Source organism: Streptomyces zaomyceticus, from assembly GCF_014656215.1.
GTDB classification, from domain to species: Bacteria; Actinomycetota; Actinomycetes; order Streptomycetales; family Streptomycetaceae; genus Streptomyces; species Streptomyces zaomyceticus.
On record NZ_BNBZ01000006.1, the window covers coordinates 226,567 to 241,642 of the forward strand.

15 protein-coding genes are annotated in these 15,076 nt (G+C 72.8%); 6 read left to right on the top strand and 9 right to left on the bottom strand.

Annotated elements, in window-relative coordinates:
* Positions 1-44: 44 nt before the first annotated feature.
* A complete protein-coding gene (locus tag IE311_RS11290) occupies positions 45-2,045 on the bottom strand; it encodes a hypothetical protein (protein WP_189831484.1) in 2,001 nt (666 codons plus the stop codon).
* 715 nt (positions 2,046-2,760) lie between these two features.
* Between IE311_RS11290 and IE311_RS11295 the strand changes: the two genes are divergently transcribed.
* A complete protein-coding gene (locus IE311_RS11295; protein ID WP_189831485.1) occupies positions 2,761-4,824 on the top strand; it encodes a SpoIIE family protein phosphatase in 2,064 nt (687 codons plus the stop codon).
* Between the two features lie 105 nt (positions 4,825-4,929).
* Here IE311_RS11295 and IE311_RS11300 read toward each other — a convergent pair whose 3' ends face one another.
* The 3 genes from IE311_RS11300 to IE311_RS11310 form a co-directional block, all read right to left on the bottom strand.
* Positions 4,930-5,325, bottom strand: coding sequence for a TOBE domain-containing protein (locus tag IE311_RS11300; protein WP_189831486.1), 396 nt, complete (start codon positions 5,323-5,325; stop codon positions 4,930-4,932).
* A gap of 127 nt (positions 5,326-5,452) precedes the next feature.
* Positions 5,453-5,932 carry an Lrp/AsnC family transcriptional regulator gene (locus IE311_RS11305; protein ID WP_189831487.1) on the bottom strand — a complete coding sequence of 160 codons (480 nt, stop codon included), beginning with the start codon at positions 5,930-5,932 and terminating at the stop codon, positions 5,453-5,455.
* A gap of 153 nt (positions 5,933-6,085) precedes the next feature.
* On the bottom strand, positions 6,086-6,562 hold the full coding sequence (locus tag IE311_RS11310) for a DUF4279 domain-containing protein (protein WP_189831488.1): 477 nt from the start codon (positions 6,560-6,562) through the stop codon (positions 6,086-6,088).
* 216 nt (positions 6,563-6,778) lie between these two features.
* Here IE311_RS11310 and IE311_RS11315 point away from each other — a divergent pair, with 216 nt between their 5' ends.
* The gene (locus IE311_RS11315) at positions 6,779-7,756 is read left to right on the top strand and encodes a hypothetical protein (protein WP_189831489.1); all 978 of its coding nucleotides are present in this window, start codon (positions 6,779-6,781) and stop codon (positions 7,754-7,756) included.
* A 207-nt stretch (positions 7,757-7,963) separates the two neighbouring features.
* On the opposite strand, the gene IE311_RS11320 is transcribed toward IE311_RS11315, so the two are convergent.
* The 5 genes from IE311_RS11320 to IE311_RS11340 form a co-directional block, all read right to left on the bottom strand.
* A complete protein-coding gene (locus tag IE311_RS11320; RefSeq protein ID WP_189831490.1) occupies positions 7,964-8,473 on the bottom strand; it encodes a hypothetical protein in 510 nt (169 codons plus the stop codon).
* Positions 8,474-8,528: 55 nt separating this feature from the next.
* Positions 8,529-9,044 carry a putative immunity protein gene (locus IE311_RS11325; protein WP_189831491.1) on the bottom strand — a complete coding sequence of 172 codons (516 nt, stop codon included), beginning with the start codon at positions 9,042-9,044 and terminating at the stop codon, positions 8,529-8,531.
* An 85-nt stretch (positions 9,045-9,129) separates the two neighbouring features.
* Entirely contained in the window at positions 9,130-9,387 is a 258-nt protein-coding gene (locus tag IE311_RS11330) for a DUF6332 family protein (protein ID WP_229901851.1), read from the bottom strand.
* A gap of 198 nt (positions 9,388-9,585) precedes the next feature.
* A complete protein-coding gene (locus IE311_RS11335; protein ID WP_189831492.1) occupies positions 9,586-9,954 on the bottom strand; it encodes a PRC-barrel domain-containing protein in 369 nt (122 codons plus the stop codon).
* Positions 9,955-10,104: 150 nt separating this feature from the next.
* Positions 10,105-10,929 carry a YhjD/YihY/BrkB family envelope integrity protein gene (locus IE311_RS11340; protein WP_189831493.1) on the bottom strand — a complete coding sequence of 275 codons (825 nt, stop codon included), beginning with the start codon at positions 10,927-10,929 and terminating at the stop codon, positions 10,105-10,107.
* Between the two features lie 234 nt (positions 10,930-11,163).
* Here IE311_RS11340 and IE311_RS11345 point away from each other — a divergent pair, with 234 nt between their 5' ends.
* The 4 genes from IE311_RS11345 to IE311_RS11360 all read left to right on the top strand — a co-directional run bounded on the left by IE311_RS11345 (position 11,164) and on the right by IE311_RS11360 (position 14,913).
* Positions 11,164-11,826 carry an MSMEG_1061 family FMN-dependent PPOX-type flavoprotein gene (locus IE311_RS11345; protein ID WP_189831494.1) on the top strand — a complete coding sequence of 221 codons (663 nt, stop codon included), beginning with the start codon at positions 11,164-11,166 and terminating at the stop codon, positions 11,824-11,826.
* 171 nt (positions 11,827-11,997) lie between these two features.
* On the top strand, positions 11,998-12,375 hold the full coding sequence (locus tag IE311_RS11350) for a hypothetical protein (protein ID WP_189831495.1): 378 nt from the start codon (positions 11,998-12,000) through the stop codon (positions 12,373-12,375).
* 98 nt (positions 12,376-12,473) lie between these two features.
* Entirely contained in the window at positions 12,474-13,034 is a 561-nt protein-coding gene (locus tag IE311_RS11355; RefSeq protein WP_229901852.1) for a PH domain-containing protein, read from the top strand.
* A gap of 376 nt (positions 13,035-13,410) precedes the next feature.
* The gene (locus IE311_RS11360) at positions 13,411-14,913 is read left to right on the top strand and encodes an FUSC family protein (protein WP_189831577.1); all 1,503 of its coding nucleotides are present in this window, start codon (positions 13,411-13,413) and stop codon (positions 14,911-14,913) included.
* Positions 14,914-15,076: the final 163 nt, after the last annotated feature.

Genomic DNA, 15,076 nt, shown 5'->3' on the forward strand with positions numbered 1-15,076 from the left:
GCCCAGCCGCTCCACCAGCTCGAAGCGGCCGTCGATCACTCTGCTCACTCGCACCCCTGTACTCGGGTCCCCGCGGCGGTGGCGGCCCGCTGCCCGGTCCCGCCCACTTCGCCGTACACGTTCACCTGGTAGCGCCCCCGCGATCCGAACGGCTCCGGGAGCTCACGCAACCCGGGCCAGGGCCCACCCGCGCCGGAGCCCTGATCGACCCCGGAATCCGTCTGGGAACCCGTCTGGGAACCCGCCTCGGAACCCGCCTCGGAATCCGTCATGGAATCCTCCTCGGATCCGAACCCGAACCCGACCTTCGTCCCGGCCCCTGCCTCGATCCCGGACTCGGTCCGGGACTCGGTCCGGGACTCGGACTCGGACTCGGCATGAGCCGCGACGTCGGTGGGGGCGCCGTCGCAGGCGTCGACCGTACCGTCCCCTGAGTGAACCCCATGCGCCGGGCGGCGGGTTTCCCCCGCTGCAGGGGTCGGCCGGGCATGTTCCACGGGCACGGCGCTCCCGACCGGCGGGTCGTGTGCGGCGCGGCTCCCGGCGCTCCCGTGCCGTCCGCGCGCGGCCTCCCGGGCGGCCTCCGCCAGGACCACCTCGGCGGCGACGTCGCCCCAGGCGATCCGCACCTGCCGGGACCGGGCGCGCAGGGAGCGGGCCGCGGCGGCGTGGTCACCGGCCGCCCGCCACAGGTCGGCCGCCCGCTCGTAGGCGCGGGCGGCCTTCTCGGGCGCACCGGCCACACCGAGCGCGTCCGCCGTCCGATGGCTCAGGGCCGCCCCATGCCTCCGGTCGTCCCACGCCAGGGCCTCCACCGCCGCGAGCGCGTACTCGCGCGACGCCCGGCCGGACTCGCCCAGGCGAAGCGCGCAGTCCGCCAGCCACGCCCTGGCCCGTACCCGCGCCGCCGTGTCGCCCTCTTCCGAGAAGCCGGCCAGGGCCCGTTCGAGGAGGGTGGACGCCTCCCGGCACCGCCCGCGCTCGGCGTACGCGACACCGAGACGGAGGCGCGCGAGTGCGCCCACCCGGACATCGTCGGAGGGCCCGTCGGAATGGTGGACGGACTCCCTCAGGAGCGCTATCTCCTCGTCCGCCACCTCGGGTCCGCCGGTCGTGCGCCACCGTTCCCCGGCTACGGCGACCGTACGCGCAAGGGCGAGGCAGAGCCGGGCCCGGTCGCCGGCCCGCAGCGGTGGGTCGGGCACCTCGGACGCGAGGGCGGCGCGGAGGAGCGTCGCCGCCTCCTCGAACGCGCCCGTGGTCCGCAGGACGGCGGACAGCAGGAGCTGCTGCTCGGTCGCAGGCCACGGCCGGCCACCCGCCCGGTGGTCGTCGATCGAGGCCCTCAGCTGGGAGAGCGCGGCGGCCGGATCGTCGGGCGCGGTGATGCGGCCGAGGACCGCGCGGGTGTCGGCGAGCACGCCGAGGACCGCGGGGTCCGCCCGGTGCGGTGCGGCGAAGGCGAGCAGCCGGTCGAGTTCCTCGCGCACGGCCGCGGCCTCGGCCATCGGGTCGGGAGCGGTGTCGAGCAGATCGGCACGCGCCCGGGCGTGCAGCAGACGCACCGTCGCGGTCTCCGCGGTGTCGGCCTGTCCGACCGCATGGAGCGCGGTGGCACGCTCGCGCAGTTCGGCCAGCCGGGCACAGGCCGTCGCACCGGGGCCGGGGCCGCAGCCCGGCCCGGGACCGGCGACGAGCGCACGTGCCCGTGAGACCAGCGCCTTGCCGCGCTGCCCGGCCTGTTCGTGCAGGTCGGCGGCCCGGAAGAAGAGCGGTCCCGCCGCGGGCAGTGCCGCGCCCCGGCAGTCGAGCGCGGTCGCGTCCAGGGCGTCGGCGTGGTCGCCGGGGGTGAGGGCCCCGCCCGCGCGCCGAAGCGCCGTCGCGGCCCGCTCCCAGGCGCCGCCGGCCCCGGGGTGCCCCTCGGCGGTGAGCCGCCGGGCCCGGTGGAGCAGCTCGTGCGGATCCTCCGGCTCGTCGCCACCGCGGAACCCCTGGTCGTACGGACGCACACCGAGGCGGAACTCGTCGGGCGAGCGGCTGCTCATGCGGGGGGCTCCGGGGGAGGGGAGGGAGTGCAAAGGTGGGGGGACGCGCTGACGCAGAGGTCGAACCGACTCTCGCAGCCCCGCGCCGCCCGCACATCCGTAGAACTACGGAACCCTGGGACCCGTCCGGCCTCGGCCGAGACGAGCCGCCCCCCGGCCGACCTCGGCCGCCGGTCTCCGGCCGACTCCGGCCGCCGGTCCCCGGCCGAGGACCAGCAGAGGCCGGACCAGCAGAGGCCGGACCAGCAGAGGCCGGACCAGCAGAGGCCGGATCCGCTGGGTCCGAGGCTGTCGGGTCCGAAGTGGTCCGGCCACCCCTCGGGCTGTAGGTCCCGAGCGGAGGCCTGGGGGTCCGCGCCGAGGCCCCGTCCCGGCCCCTCCCCAGCCCTCACCGCCGCGCACCACCCCCTTCTTGCCGGCGCAGCACCCGCCCACCCCCGCCCGAGCACCCCACTCACACCTCCCTCCCTCCCACCCACACCGACCTCCCACCCACCCCCACCTCCGACCACCCTCACCCGCGCACCCTGACTGCCCACCGGCGCCCGCTCACCCACGCACCCCGACCGCCCACGGCGCCCCCTCACCCGCGCCGCCCCGCCACGTCACCGCATCGATCGGCCGCACTGCGCAGCGCCCGCCGTCAGGTACTCGGTTAGGGTGATTCGACAGGTAATGCGCCCCCCGGGGCCGGGCCGATGCGTAGGTCGATGCGTTGGAGACTCCAGAGTCGTCGAGCAGGGTTCCGCAGCCGCCCCGGGCGGCCGTCGGTGACGCGGGCGTGCTCCGCGAGCTGCTGCCGATCGCCCTCTGGCGGGAGGACGCCGACGGTCACATCGTCGAGTGGTCGCTCGCGGCCCAGGACCTCCTCGGGCACCGCCCGGAGCACGTGCTCGGACGGCTCGCCGCCCCACTGCTCGTCCCCGACGCCAATCGGGAACTCGCCGAGCGGCTCACCGATCGCGTCCAGGCCGGCGAGACCATGGTCGGCACGCTTCCGGTCCGGCACCGGGACGGCCACTCGATCGCCATGGAGATGTGGATCGTGCCGGCCGCCGACCCGGAGGGGCGGCCGGGAGCGATGCTCATCGCGGTGGAGACCTCCGAGGTCCTCCGCATGCGGGAGAACCTGGCGGCGATGGAGAGCCTCTTCACCCAGTCGCCGATCGGTCTCGCCCTCCTCGGCCCCGACCTGCGGTTCCTCCGTGTCAACGACGCCCTGGCCCGGATGAACGGGGTGCCGGCGGCCGAGCACGTGGGACACCGCCTCACCGAGGTCGTGCCCGGCGTCAACGCCGCCTCCCTCGAATCGCTGATGCGGCAGGTCCTCGAGAGCGGGCACGCCGTCGTCGACGCCCGCCGGGTGGGCCGTACCCCAGCGGACCCCGACCGGGACCACATCTGGTCCTGCTCCTACGCCCCGCTCCTCGACCGCAGCGACGACCGGCGTTCCCTCGGGCTCATCGCCTCCCTCGTCGACATCACCGAGAGCCAGGAGGCGCACACCGAGGTCGAGCGGGCCCGTCACCGCTTCGCCCTGCTCGCCGAGGCGGGGGCCAGGATCGGCACCACCCTGGACCTGAAGCAGACGGCGGAGGAGACGGTACGTTTCCTCGTGCCCCAGCTCGCCGACTCGGCGGACGTACAGATGCTGGAGTCCGTCCTCGAACCGGACGACCCGGTGGCCTCGACGCGCGGGGTGCTGCGGCGGATCGCGGCCCGTTTCCCGGATCCGACGGCCCCCACGTCACTGCTCGCGCCGGGGCAGACCTTCCAGATCCCGCTGGATTCCGTGTACGAGCAGGTCGTCGCCCACGGCCGGCCCACGAACCTCTACACGTCCGACCTCCCGAAGCTCTTCACCGACCCGCGTACGGAGGCGCTCCGCACCTACTTCGCCACCCGGATCGGTTCGGCCCGGCTCGTTCCCATGGTCGCGCGGGGCAAGGTGCTGGGCGCGGTCACGGTGACCCGGCTGCGGACCCGTGAGCCGTTCGACGCCCAGGACTGCGTCCTCATCGACGAGGTCGTAGCCCGGGCCGCCCTCAACATCGACAACGCGCGCCTCTACACCAATCAGCGGGAGGCCGCCCTCACGCTCCAGCGCAGCCTCATGAACCGTGCGCTGCCCGCCGCCACCGGGCTCGAACTCACCGGCCGCTACCTGCCGGCGAGCGCCCATGACGTGGGCGGCGACTGGTTCGACGTCATCGCCCTGCCCGGAGGCAGGACGGGGCTGGTGATCGGCGACGTCATGGGGCACGGCATCCACGCGGCGGCCGTCATGGGGCAATTGCGCACCGCGGTGCGGACCCTGGCACGCCACGACATTCCGCCCGCGCAGATGCTCAGCTCCCTGGACGCCGTCGTGGCGGACCTCGGCGAGGACGCGATGGCGACGTGTGTGTACGCCGTCCACGACCCGGCCACCGGAGGCTGGGTCATCGCTCGCGCCGGCCACCCACCGCCTGCCGTGGCCACCCCGGACGGCACGATCACCTTCCTCGACGGACCGCCGGGAACCCCGCTGGGCACCGGCGCCCACGACTTCGGTACGCAGGAGGTCGTCCTGCCCATGGGCAGCCTGCTCGTGCTCTACACGGACGGGCTCATCGAGGCGCGGGAGCGTGACCTCGACGAGGGGATGCGGCAGCTCGCCCGGGCGCTCCGGCATCTCGACCGTCCTTTGGACGAACTGTGCGACGAGGTTCTGGAAAGGCTCCTGGCGGCACCGGCGCAGGACGACGTGGCGATGCTGCTCGCCCGTACGATCCGCTGAATCCGCTGAATCCTCTGCGTCGGCCGATCCGGTCCGATCCGGTCCGGTCCGCCCGGTCGAGGGTGTCTCCGGCTCCCGGAGGTGCTCCCCGCCGGTCGGACGGGGTCAGACGCGGTCGATGTGCACGCTCGTCGACTTCACCCGAGCGGTGGCCTGCATGCCGACCTGCAGACCCAACTCCTCCACCGCCTCACGGGTGAGCAGGGACACGAGCCGGTGCGGGCCCGCCTGGATCTCCACCTGCGCGGCGATGTCACCGAGCTTGACCGCGGTGACGATGCCGGGGAACGCGTTGCGGGCCGAGGTGTACGACATGTCCTCGTCGTCCGAGCCGCTCTGCGCGACCTCGACGGAGAAGGCGGCCAGATCGTGGCCGTCGATGAGCCGTCGGCCGTTCTCGTCACGATGGGTCGTGAACCGGCCGGCGTCGGCCCAGCGGCGTGCGGTGTCGGGGCTGACGCCCAGCAGACGTGCCGCCTGCCCGATGGTGTATGACTGCATATGCACGAGACTAGGCTCATCTGCCTCGCATCTGCAAGGCTCAAGTGCTACTTGATGCCGCAGCTACACCCGGCTACCCGATGTCCTCCCTGTGGAGTGCGTGGCACGGAGGGGCGGAGTATGCGGTTCAGGAGGGCCCGGAGCGTCGTCCGACCGCCTCGACCAGAGGCAGCAGGCGGTGCGCCACCCGTTCCCGCAGCGCGATCTCGGTGCGGGTGCGCACCACCCCGGGCAGCTGGATCAGCCGCTGGATGACGTCCTCCAGGTGCCCGGCGTCGCGTGCCACCACCCGGGTGAGCAGATCCCCGCCGCCGGTGATGGAGAACGCCTCGACGATCTCCGGAACGGCCGCGAGCGCGTCGCCGACCTCGTCCAGATGACCCTGGGTCACCTCGACGTGAACGAAGGCGAGCACCGGGTGTCCCAGGGCGGCGGGGGAGAGGACGGGGCCGGTCGCGGTGATCACCCCGTCCCGCTCCAGACGGTCGATTCTGGCCTGCACGGTGCCCCGCGCCACCCCCAGGATCCGCGCGTACTCACGCACGCTCGTCCGCGGCTGCTCGATGAGCAGCCGCAGGATCCGGGTGTCGAGCTCGTCCACCGCCATGCGCCGCCGGCCTCCTTGGGGCCCGGGTTCCCGAGCCCCGGGTTCCTGAGTACTCAAAGTCGGAATATTTCATTCTGATCCAGAATCGCCTATTCGAGGCGTGGGAACGCACGGCGGCGGCGCACTTCGCGAGGAGCGGAGCGGAGGCGGAACTCAGTCCGTCAGGTCGTACTCGTCGACGTCCAGCACCGCACCGGTGGCGGCGAGAAAGGCGATGGCCCGGCGGTCCAGCCACCATCCGAAGAGGTTGGGCCTCTCCTCGTCCGCATGCGGCCCGGGCTCCGTTCCCGGCTCGCCGTCGCCGAAGTAGCGCACGACTTCGAGCACGGCTTGGAGGCCCTGCTCCTGCTCCTCGTCTCCCGTGTCGAATCGCCGGATGAGCTCGGCTATGCGTTCGGTCCGCGGCTCGAGTCGGTCCAGTACATGCGCGAGCTGTTCGTCCACCCGTAGCCCCGGCTCCCTGCGCACGACCTTCCAGCTCTGGCTGAACGGCCTTTCCGGGTCGACGGGGAGGCGGCGCGGGTTGTGCACCCTGGTCTCGTCGGGCTCGATGCCCAGGGCCGCGGTGATCTCCTGCGGCGTGATGAGTCGGCTGGTCAGAGCGAAGTAGACGTACTGGCGAACGGGCATCCGCGCAGCGTACGCCCGCACCGACCGCGGCCCCCCTACCGCTCTCGTGCCTACGCAACGAGGTGAAGGCAACGGATCACGCCCGTCCACCGGTGCCGCGGAGGTCGTGCTCGGCGCTGAAGTGGCGTCCGAGTGGGTGATCGGCGCGGGCATCCGGTGGAGGGGGCGGCGAGCGGGATCGTGTCGGCCGTGTGCCGACGGCGCAGAGTGGGCGGCGTGGATGTCGAGAGAGTCGCCGAGGAGCTGTACGGGCTGAAGCCGGCGGAGTTCGTTCCCGCGCGGGACAGGTACGTCGCCGAGGCGCGCAAGGCGAAGGACACGGCGGCGGCGAAGGCCGTCGCAGCGTTGCGGCGCCCCGCGCTCGCGGCCTGGGCAGCCAACCTGCTGGCGCGTCAGAAGCGCCAGGAGGCGGAGCAGTTCCTGGCGGTGGGGGAGACGCTGCGGGAGGCCCACCGGACACTCGACGGCGAACAGTTGCGGTCTGCGAGCCGCCGGCGGAACCAACTGGTCACGGCACTCGCCCGGACGGCCGCCGGCCTGGCGAAGGAAGCCGGGCAACCGGTGAGCGACACCGTGCTGCACGAGATCGAGCAGACCCTGCACGGCGTCCTCGCCGACCAGGACGTCGCCGAGGACTGGTCGAGGGGCCGGCTCGTGAAGGTGCCCGAGGCCGCGGTCGGGTTCGGCGCGGTCACTCCGGAAGCGGCGGTGCTCGCCCGTCCGTCCACGGCGGAACCGTCGCCGCAGGAGAGCGGACCGGAAGAGAAGCGGAAGAGCGATCCGGGGCAGAAGCCGGCGAAGAAACCGGCGAGGAAACCGGCGAAGGAGCCGGGGAAGAAGTCGGGGGTGAAGTCCGGCCGCGCTGAGGACGCGCGCCGGCGGCGCGAGCTCGAACGTGCCCGTACGACCGCGGGGGACGCCGAGGCGGAAGCCGACCGACAGCAGCGGGAACTCGCCGAGGCGCGGGACACGCGTCGGGCGGCGGCCGAGAAGGCCGAGGCGACGTCCGGGCGGGTCCGCGGCCTGGAGCACGAGCTGAGGGAGGCCCGGCAGGCCGAGCAGGAGGCCCGGGCGGCCGCCACGAAGGCGGCGGAGGCGGTGACCTCCGCGGAGCGTGCCGTGAGGAAAGGCCGCCGCACCGCCGAACAGGCCGCCCGCGTGCTGCGGGACATGGAGCGACAACCTGAGCCGTAGAACCGTCGAGCCCGGCACGGTCGAGCCCGGCACTCCGAGGACGGCCTCCGATCCGGCCTCTCGATCCGGGCCCCCCGGTCCCGGCCCCCCGTCCGGCCCTCCGGTCCGGGCGCCCCAGCCCCGGTGCTCGTTCACAAGGGGAGAACCCCTCGCCTACTCGGCCCTCGCCCCCTCGCCCCCTCGGCCCTCGCCCCACGCCCCCTCGCGTCACAGGTAGTCGAAGAACCGGATCCACCAAGTGACCTCGCCGCGGGGGCTGGTGTGCGTACCGAGTGCGGTCACGCCGTCGTACGGGCGGTGCAGGGCGGGTTCCGGGATCAAGACGTAGCCGAGGGAGGCCACCGCGGTCTCGACCGTACGGCGGTCGGCGGACGTCAGGGCCGCCGACGCCTCCGCCTCGTCCAGGTCCACGTAGCAGCCGGGCTGCTCCGCGGCGACGACGGCGAAGTCGCCGTGGTTGCTCAGCCGAATCGCGATCTGCTCACCGGCGGCCGTCGCCTCGGCGGGGACGACGACCGTCGCGTGGAAGGAGGCGTCCTGGACACCGGTGTCCAGGACGCAGGTGCAGTCGAAGTCGGCCCGCAACCGCTCGGCCAGGGCCTGAGCGCGCGAGACGGCCCGACGGTGGTCGAAGCCGTCGGGGAACTCCAGGTGATAGGGGCCCTGCACACGATCAGCCGCCCGCAGCACCGCATCGATGTCCGCCTCTTCTGCCACGGTCCGTACCCTCGCACAGCCTCCGTGCCCGCATGACACGTGGCCGCCGTCCGACTCAGCAGTCGAACACCGACCAGCAGATGTCGTTGCGCAGCCTCTGGTCGTCGAGGACGAGCTCACGGATCGCGTCCGGGAGCTGATCACGTTGCCACCGGCACTCGAGTCGCCCCGCGGTCTCGCTCCCGCCCGCCGGTGCCGCCGCCCGCGCGGCCTTGATCGCGTAGGCGGCCGCGCCGAGTTCGTGCGCCGCGACATGGGCGACGACCGCGGCCTGACCGGCGGCGTACGCGGCGTGCCGGGCCGCCCCACGCAGGTCCCTGGCCGCCCCCATCGCATGGCCGCCCGCCGCGCGTGCCTCCATCATCTTGATGTCGCCGCGCACCCAGGCCCGGGCATGTTCGACGGCCCGGCGGGGGCGGGGGTCCTCCGGCCGGGCCGACTCGAAGAGGCCGAGGACGTGCTCCGCGCACGAGGCGGCCCAGAGAGCGAGAAGACGGTGGTCCGCATCGGTGAGGGTCCCCCCGCGGCGGATGGTCACGAAGCGGGGATCCCGAACCTTGGGGAGGATCATGACGTGCACTCCCGCCTGCGCGCTTCGGTGCCACTCGCTCCCGCGCGCATCGGCGCCAGTCGCCGAGTCGCGCCATGATGCCCGTTCAGCGCCCCTGACGCCGCTTCGCGTCGAACCGGAGCAGTACCCGCACCACACGCCACACCCCGGCTGCGGCAGCCAGCACGGCCCCCACCGTGAGCAGGCTCTTCCCCACGGGTTCGGAGACGCCGACGACCAGCGCGGGCACGAGCAGCACGCCGAAGACGGCCGCGGCCAGGACACCGGCCGTCACCAGGGCGAACATGATCTCCACCGTCATCGCGTCCTTCTCCCACCGCGACTCCCGCCCCTCGTCGTCCATGCCGCAAGTGTCACACGGCCGAGCAGCCGCCCCGGCGGGGGCACTTCGGCGGCGGACCGTGGGGCGGGGGCCTGCCGAACCGTCCTCCGCCGGGGTTCCCCAGGAGCCCGTCCGAGGGTGCGCGCGGCACCGTGAGGACGTACCGGCACGGCGGAGGGCCCGGACTCGACGAGTCCGGGCCCTCCGCCGTGCCGTGGCTCAGACGATGCGGCCGCCGAACGGGCCGCCCAGCCCGTAATACGCGCCCACCTCATGGCGGTAGGCGGGGTCCTCCAGGTGCTTGTCGCGGTGGAACTCGGGAGCGTCCTTGATCTGCTCCTTGGTCCGCTCGACGAAGATCTTCCGCTCGTCGACGTCGATGCGGACCACCGTGCTGGCGGGCAGGAGGACCTCCTTGCCGAAGATCCAGACTCCGGTGTCCACGACCAGGTAGGCGTCATCGACCTCGTCGGAGTGCTTGTCCACCTTGCCGATACTGCCGTCGGTCGCCTCGACCTTGTAGCCGGTCAGATCGGTACCGGCCAGGTGGCCGGCGGTCGACTTGTAGCTCCACACGTTCTCGGTCACGCGAAAACAACTCCTCCGGTCGGTGGAGAGCGGTGTGCGCATCCCTGCCGCCCTCCCTTTTCCGTGTGTCGTACGGGGCGGGTGTCGTGCCCGCCTGGGCTTCGCCTGCCCCGGACACGGCGACGCATGCCCCCGATTCGCTCGGGATCCTCATTTCCGCCGTTTCAGCGCGTGTGTCACACGGGGCAGTTCCCCGTGGAACAGACGGCCGGCCAGCGCGCCGCCGAACACGACCACGCCCACCGCGACCAGCCAGGTCTGGATGACGAGGAAGGCGCCGAACGGCCCGTAGGTGACGGCGCTGGACGCGATCAGCGGGGAGAAGACGAGCCGGGAGAAGACCCTGAGCCCCAGCAGTCCGAGCACGGTGGCCACCGCCCCGGGCAGCAGGGCCGTCCACGCGACCCTGCCACCGAGCAGCAGTCGCTGCGACCACCAGAAGAACAGGGTGCCGCTCAGTACGGAGACGATGCCCCCGGCCGGACCGTGGCGCCAGGAGGTGGCCACGGCGAACAGATACAGCAGCCCCAGGAGGACGGTGAGCCACAGCACGTGGCGCCACCTGGCCCACCAGTGGGCGGGGGCCAGGTCCCAGACCTTCTCGTAGCCGCTCTGCACGACGGTGCCGAAGGAGAGACCGAACACGGCGAGCAGGGCGAGACCGAAGGCGGTCGTGGTCCGCCGCACCTGGCCGGGGAGCGCGAACAACCGCTCGATCTCCATCCTGGCGGGCTCGGACACGCCGAGGGCGTCCCCGAGCCACTGGGCGAACCCCTTGCCGCTGCCGGCCCCTGCCGCGGACACGACGATGAGCAGTGGGATCAGGGTGAGGAACCCGAGCGCCGCGAAGCCCAGCGACCGCTGCCACAGATCGAGCCCGCTGACCGGAGCCCACAGATGACCGGCCCGCAGCCGGCGGATCACGCTCCGGACGCGTTCGAACGGAGACCGTCGCCCTGCGGGACGGGCGGCCATCAGCGGTCCGGCTCCTGAGCCGGGACCGGGGGCACCGACACCACCGCGGCACCCGGTAGGTCGAGCATGGCGCGCTCCAGGCTCAGGGAATTCGACGCTCTCTTCAGGGTAGGACCGACCCGCACCGGAAGCCCCCGTCGGCTCCGGAAGGTGACGAGAGGTGACGTGACGCGCAAGGGCGGACGGCCCCACCGGGCAAGATCGTTCGCAGGCCGGCTCGTTAGGCTCGCGCGCATGACGACGACACCTCTTGCCGGCAGTGCCTTCGACCTGCTCCGCCTCGACGCACTGGCGGACCCGGAGGAGCTGCGCCGGGTGTACGCGCTCCCCGGCGACGCGGCGGTCCGCAAGCAGATGACCGAACTCACCGACCAGACGACGCGGCTGATCGGCTGCTCGTCATTGGTCCTGGTCGCAAGCGCGGACGCCGACGGCAACTGCGACGTCTCGCCGCGCGGCGGCCCCGCAGGATTCGTCTCCGTCCTGGACTCACGGACGCTGGCGATACCGGACGCGACCGGCAACAAGCGGCTGGACACCCTGCGGAACGTCATCGCCACCGGGCGGGCCGGGCTGGTGTTCGTCGTCCCCGGGCGGACCACCACCCTGCGGGTCAACGGCCGGGCCGTCGTCTCCACCCGCCCGGAGCTGCTGTCGCAGCTGACCGCCGTGGGGAAGCCGCCGGCCAGTGCGCTGGTGGTGGGGATCGAGGAGGTCTACCCGCACTGCCCCAAGGCGCTGCTGCGCAGCGGTGCCTGGAAGCCGGACCAGTGGCTGCCGGCGGACGCCCAGCCGACCTCGGCCGAGGTGACGCTGGCGCAACTGCGGATGCCGGAGCTGACGATCTCCGACATCGAGCGGGCGGAGGCCGAGTCGCTGAAGTACCGGTACGAGTGACGTACCGACGATGAGTCCCGGAAGCGAGCTGGACCGCCTGACAGCTCCGCGCCCTTCCTCGGAGTTGTCGTGGCCTTCACGAGCGGGAACGGGAACGTGAGAGGCTCGACCCCTGCGGGTCGCGCTCGATCGGAGGGGCGGCACCCGGCCGCAGGACCCGGGGGAGGGGCCATGGGGAACACGGGAACGACGGAATCGTCCCGGGGGCGTTCGCGTGCCGAGCGATTGGTCGAAGGGCTGACCGTCGCCGTGGCGTCGGTCCTCTCCTTCCTCCTGCTGGCGGGCCCGGTGACGATCTTCGTCACGACCACCTGGCAGCTGGTGACCGGCACCGGCATCACGGCGTTCAGCCGGGTCGCGGTACCGGTGATACTCCTAGGGCTCCTGACGTTGCCGCTCGTTCTCGCCCTGCGGGTCTTCCGCTCGGGCCGGACGAGGGGCCGGGAGCCCATGACGGCGGCGGTACCGGCGACGCTGACACTGCTTGGCGGGTCGGTCGTGCCGTTCGGCGCCCTGGTGCTGATCTTCGTGTTCGCGCACACGAGCTGACCCGCCCGGCCCGGCCCGGACCGTGCTTCCGGCCGGCACGTCCTGCTCCTGCAGGCTCCCGGTTCACCTACGGGCGCCGTGGGTGCGTGGATACGATCTTGTCCACGACAGAAGGGGTGGGCATGGGCAAGTACAACGTCAGGCCGGACATCGACGCGGCAGCCGAGAAGGCGGGGCCGGCGCTCGGTTCCAAGCGCGAGATCGAGAACCTTCCGAGCGTCCTGTGGGAGGGCGAGACCGTCGACATGCTCGTCACGGGCCTGTACGGCGGGGGCAACGGGTTGGTGGCGCTGACGGACCGGCGGCTGATCTTCTTCAAGCACGGGATGATGTCGCAGAAGCTGGAGGACTTCCCGCTCGGCAACATCTCGTCCGTCGAGTGGACCGGCGGCATGCTGATGGGCACGCTCACGGTGTACGCCTCGGGCAACCGGGCGGACATCAAGAACGTGGCGAAGGCGCAGGGCGCGGCGCTCTCCGGCGAGCTGCGGATGCGACTCTCGAAGACGCCGGCCGCCGCCGCTCCCGCGGCTTCCGTGCCTTCGGCCGCTCAGGACGTGGCGTCGCGTCTGGCGACGCTGGACCAGCTGCGCCTGGTGGGGGCCATCACGGATGCGGAGTACCAGGACCGGCGCACGGCGATCCTGAACAGCATCTGAGTACGACGGTGTCGAAGGCCCTGACCCTGTGGTCAGGGCCTTCGGCGATTCCGTGACCGGACACGCCGGAAGCGCCGAACGGTGCCAGTCCTGGGAGACAGGGAGCCCGGGTGGTCCTTTGGCTCTGGGTGGGCGGGTTTTGGGGCGGTCCGCTGGTCCATTGGCTCAGTGATCAGGGGTTGAGTTGAGCCACGGGTACTCCCAATGGTTTCCTTGTCGTATCCAGGTACTTTCGGCGCCGCGCAGCGCCGGAGCGGCGACGAGGCCGGTCCGGACCGCGGCGCCTTCGTCATGTCCATGAGCTCCCACCACCCCGGGAACGCCGTGCGACAGGGCGAAAGGCAAGACAAGGGGGCGGTTCACACCCGTGAAGAGGATGTTCGTGGCGCCGGATCCGGGGCGCGTCAGGTTGAGGAACTCGCTGCGGGCGGTGATGGGCATCGCCCTCGCGGTCGCCCTGTCCGAGCTGGCCGGGCTCTCGCTGACCGCCTCCATCACCGGTGGTCTGGCGGCGCTGCTCGCGCTGTTCACCGTGATGGACTCCACCGTCCGGTCGCAGGCCGTGACCACGCTGCTGCTGCCCGCCGCGGGCTTCCCCGTCCTCGCCCTGGCCACCGCGCTGCACGACATCACCCTCCTCAGGGACCTCGCCTTCCTCGTCGTGGTCTTCTGCGGGGTCTACGCCCGGCGCTGGGGCCCGCGCGGGCACGCGCTGGGGATCTTCGCGTTCATGAACTTCTTCACGACCCAGTTCCTGCACGCCGTGCCCGGTCAGCTGCCCGAGCTCTACGCCGCCGTGGGGATCGCCCTGGCCGCCGCCGGTGCGGTCCGGTTCGTTCTCTGGCCGCTGGAGCGGCGCATCCCGCCCGCGGCCGCCCCCGCCCCGCTGCCCGGTTCCGGGCTCTCCCGCGTGACCACGCGGCAGGCGATCCAGGCCGCGGCCGCGTGCGCCGTGGCGCTCGCGATCGGCCAGGTGCTCTCCGAGGACCGCTGGTACTGGGCCGTCGGCACGACCTGGTGGATCTTCGTCAACACCGTGTCGCGGGGCGAGACGCTGGTACGCGGCTTCCGCCGGGTCCTCGGCACCGTGATCGGGATCGCCGTGGGCATGGTCGTCGCCATCCCGCTCGACGGCGCCGCCCTGCCGACGGCCCTCCTGGTGGCCGTCTGCGTCTTCGGGATCTTCTACACGGCGCCCGTCTCGTACAGCTGGATGATGCTGGCGGTGACCGTCATGGCGGGCCTGCTGTACGGGCTCCTCGGCGTCCTCGATCCGGCGCTCCTTGTGCTGCGTCTCGAGGAGACGGCCGTGGGCGCGGTGAGCGCCGCGCTCGCCGTGATGCTGATCCTTCCGGTCACCACGCACGCGATCAACGACGCGTGGATCCAGCGCGCCCTGCGCGGCGTACGTGCGGCGACGTCGGCCTCTCTGCAGCGTCTCTCCGGTGACGAGGACGCCGATCCGAGCCCTCACGCCGCCGAGCTGGAGCTGCTGCTGGGCCGCGTGCGGCTGTCGCTCGCGCCGCTGGTCCATCCGCTGAGTCCCTTCCGGGGGCGGAAGGCCCGGGCCCGTCAGGTGCTGGCGCTCCTCGACGAGTGTGCCGAGGAGGTGCGGGGCCTCGCCGCGGTGGCCGCCGATCCGGCCGCGAGCCACGACGCCCGGCTGGCCGCGGCCTCCTGGCGCGTCGAGGCCGCCGTGGAGCGGCTGACCTCGCCCCGGTCCCGCCCGGAGGCGGGCGAGCGGGTGTCGGTGGACGGCGCCGCCGCCCCGGTCGCCGGTCAGGTCGCGCTCGGCCACGTCAGCGGTCTGGAGAAGCTCCTCGCCGCCCTCGACGAGCCCCTGCGGACGCCCCCCGGCTCGCTCCTCGTCCGCTCCTGACGAACTCGACCGCCTCGACCACCTCGACTGTCTCGGCCACCGCGGACCACCTCGACCCCCGCGACGGCGTCGATCACCGCGCCACCCCACCACCGCGGCCACCACACCGCCCCCGCCGGGCGACGCCGCCGCGCCCGCCCGGCTGTCCGCCGGACCGCCACGT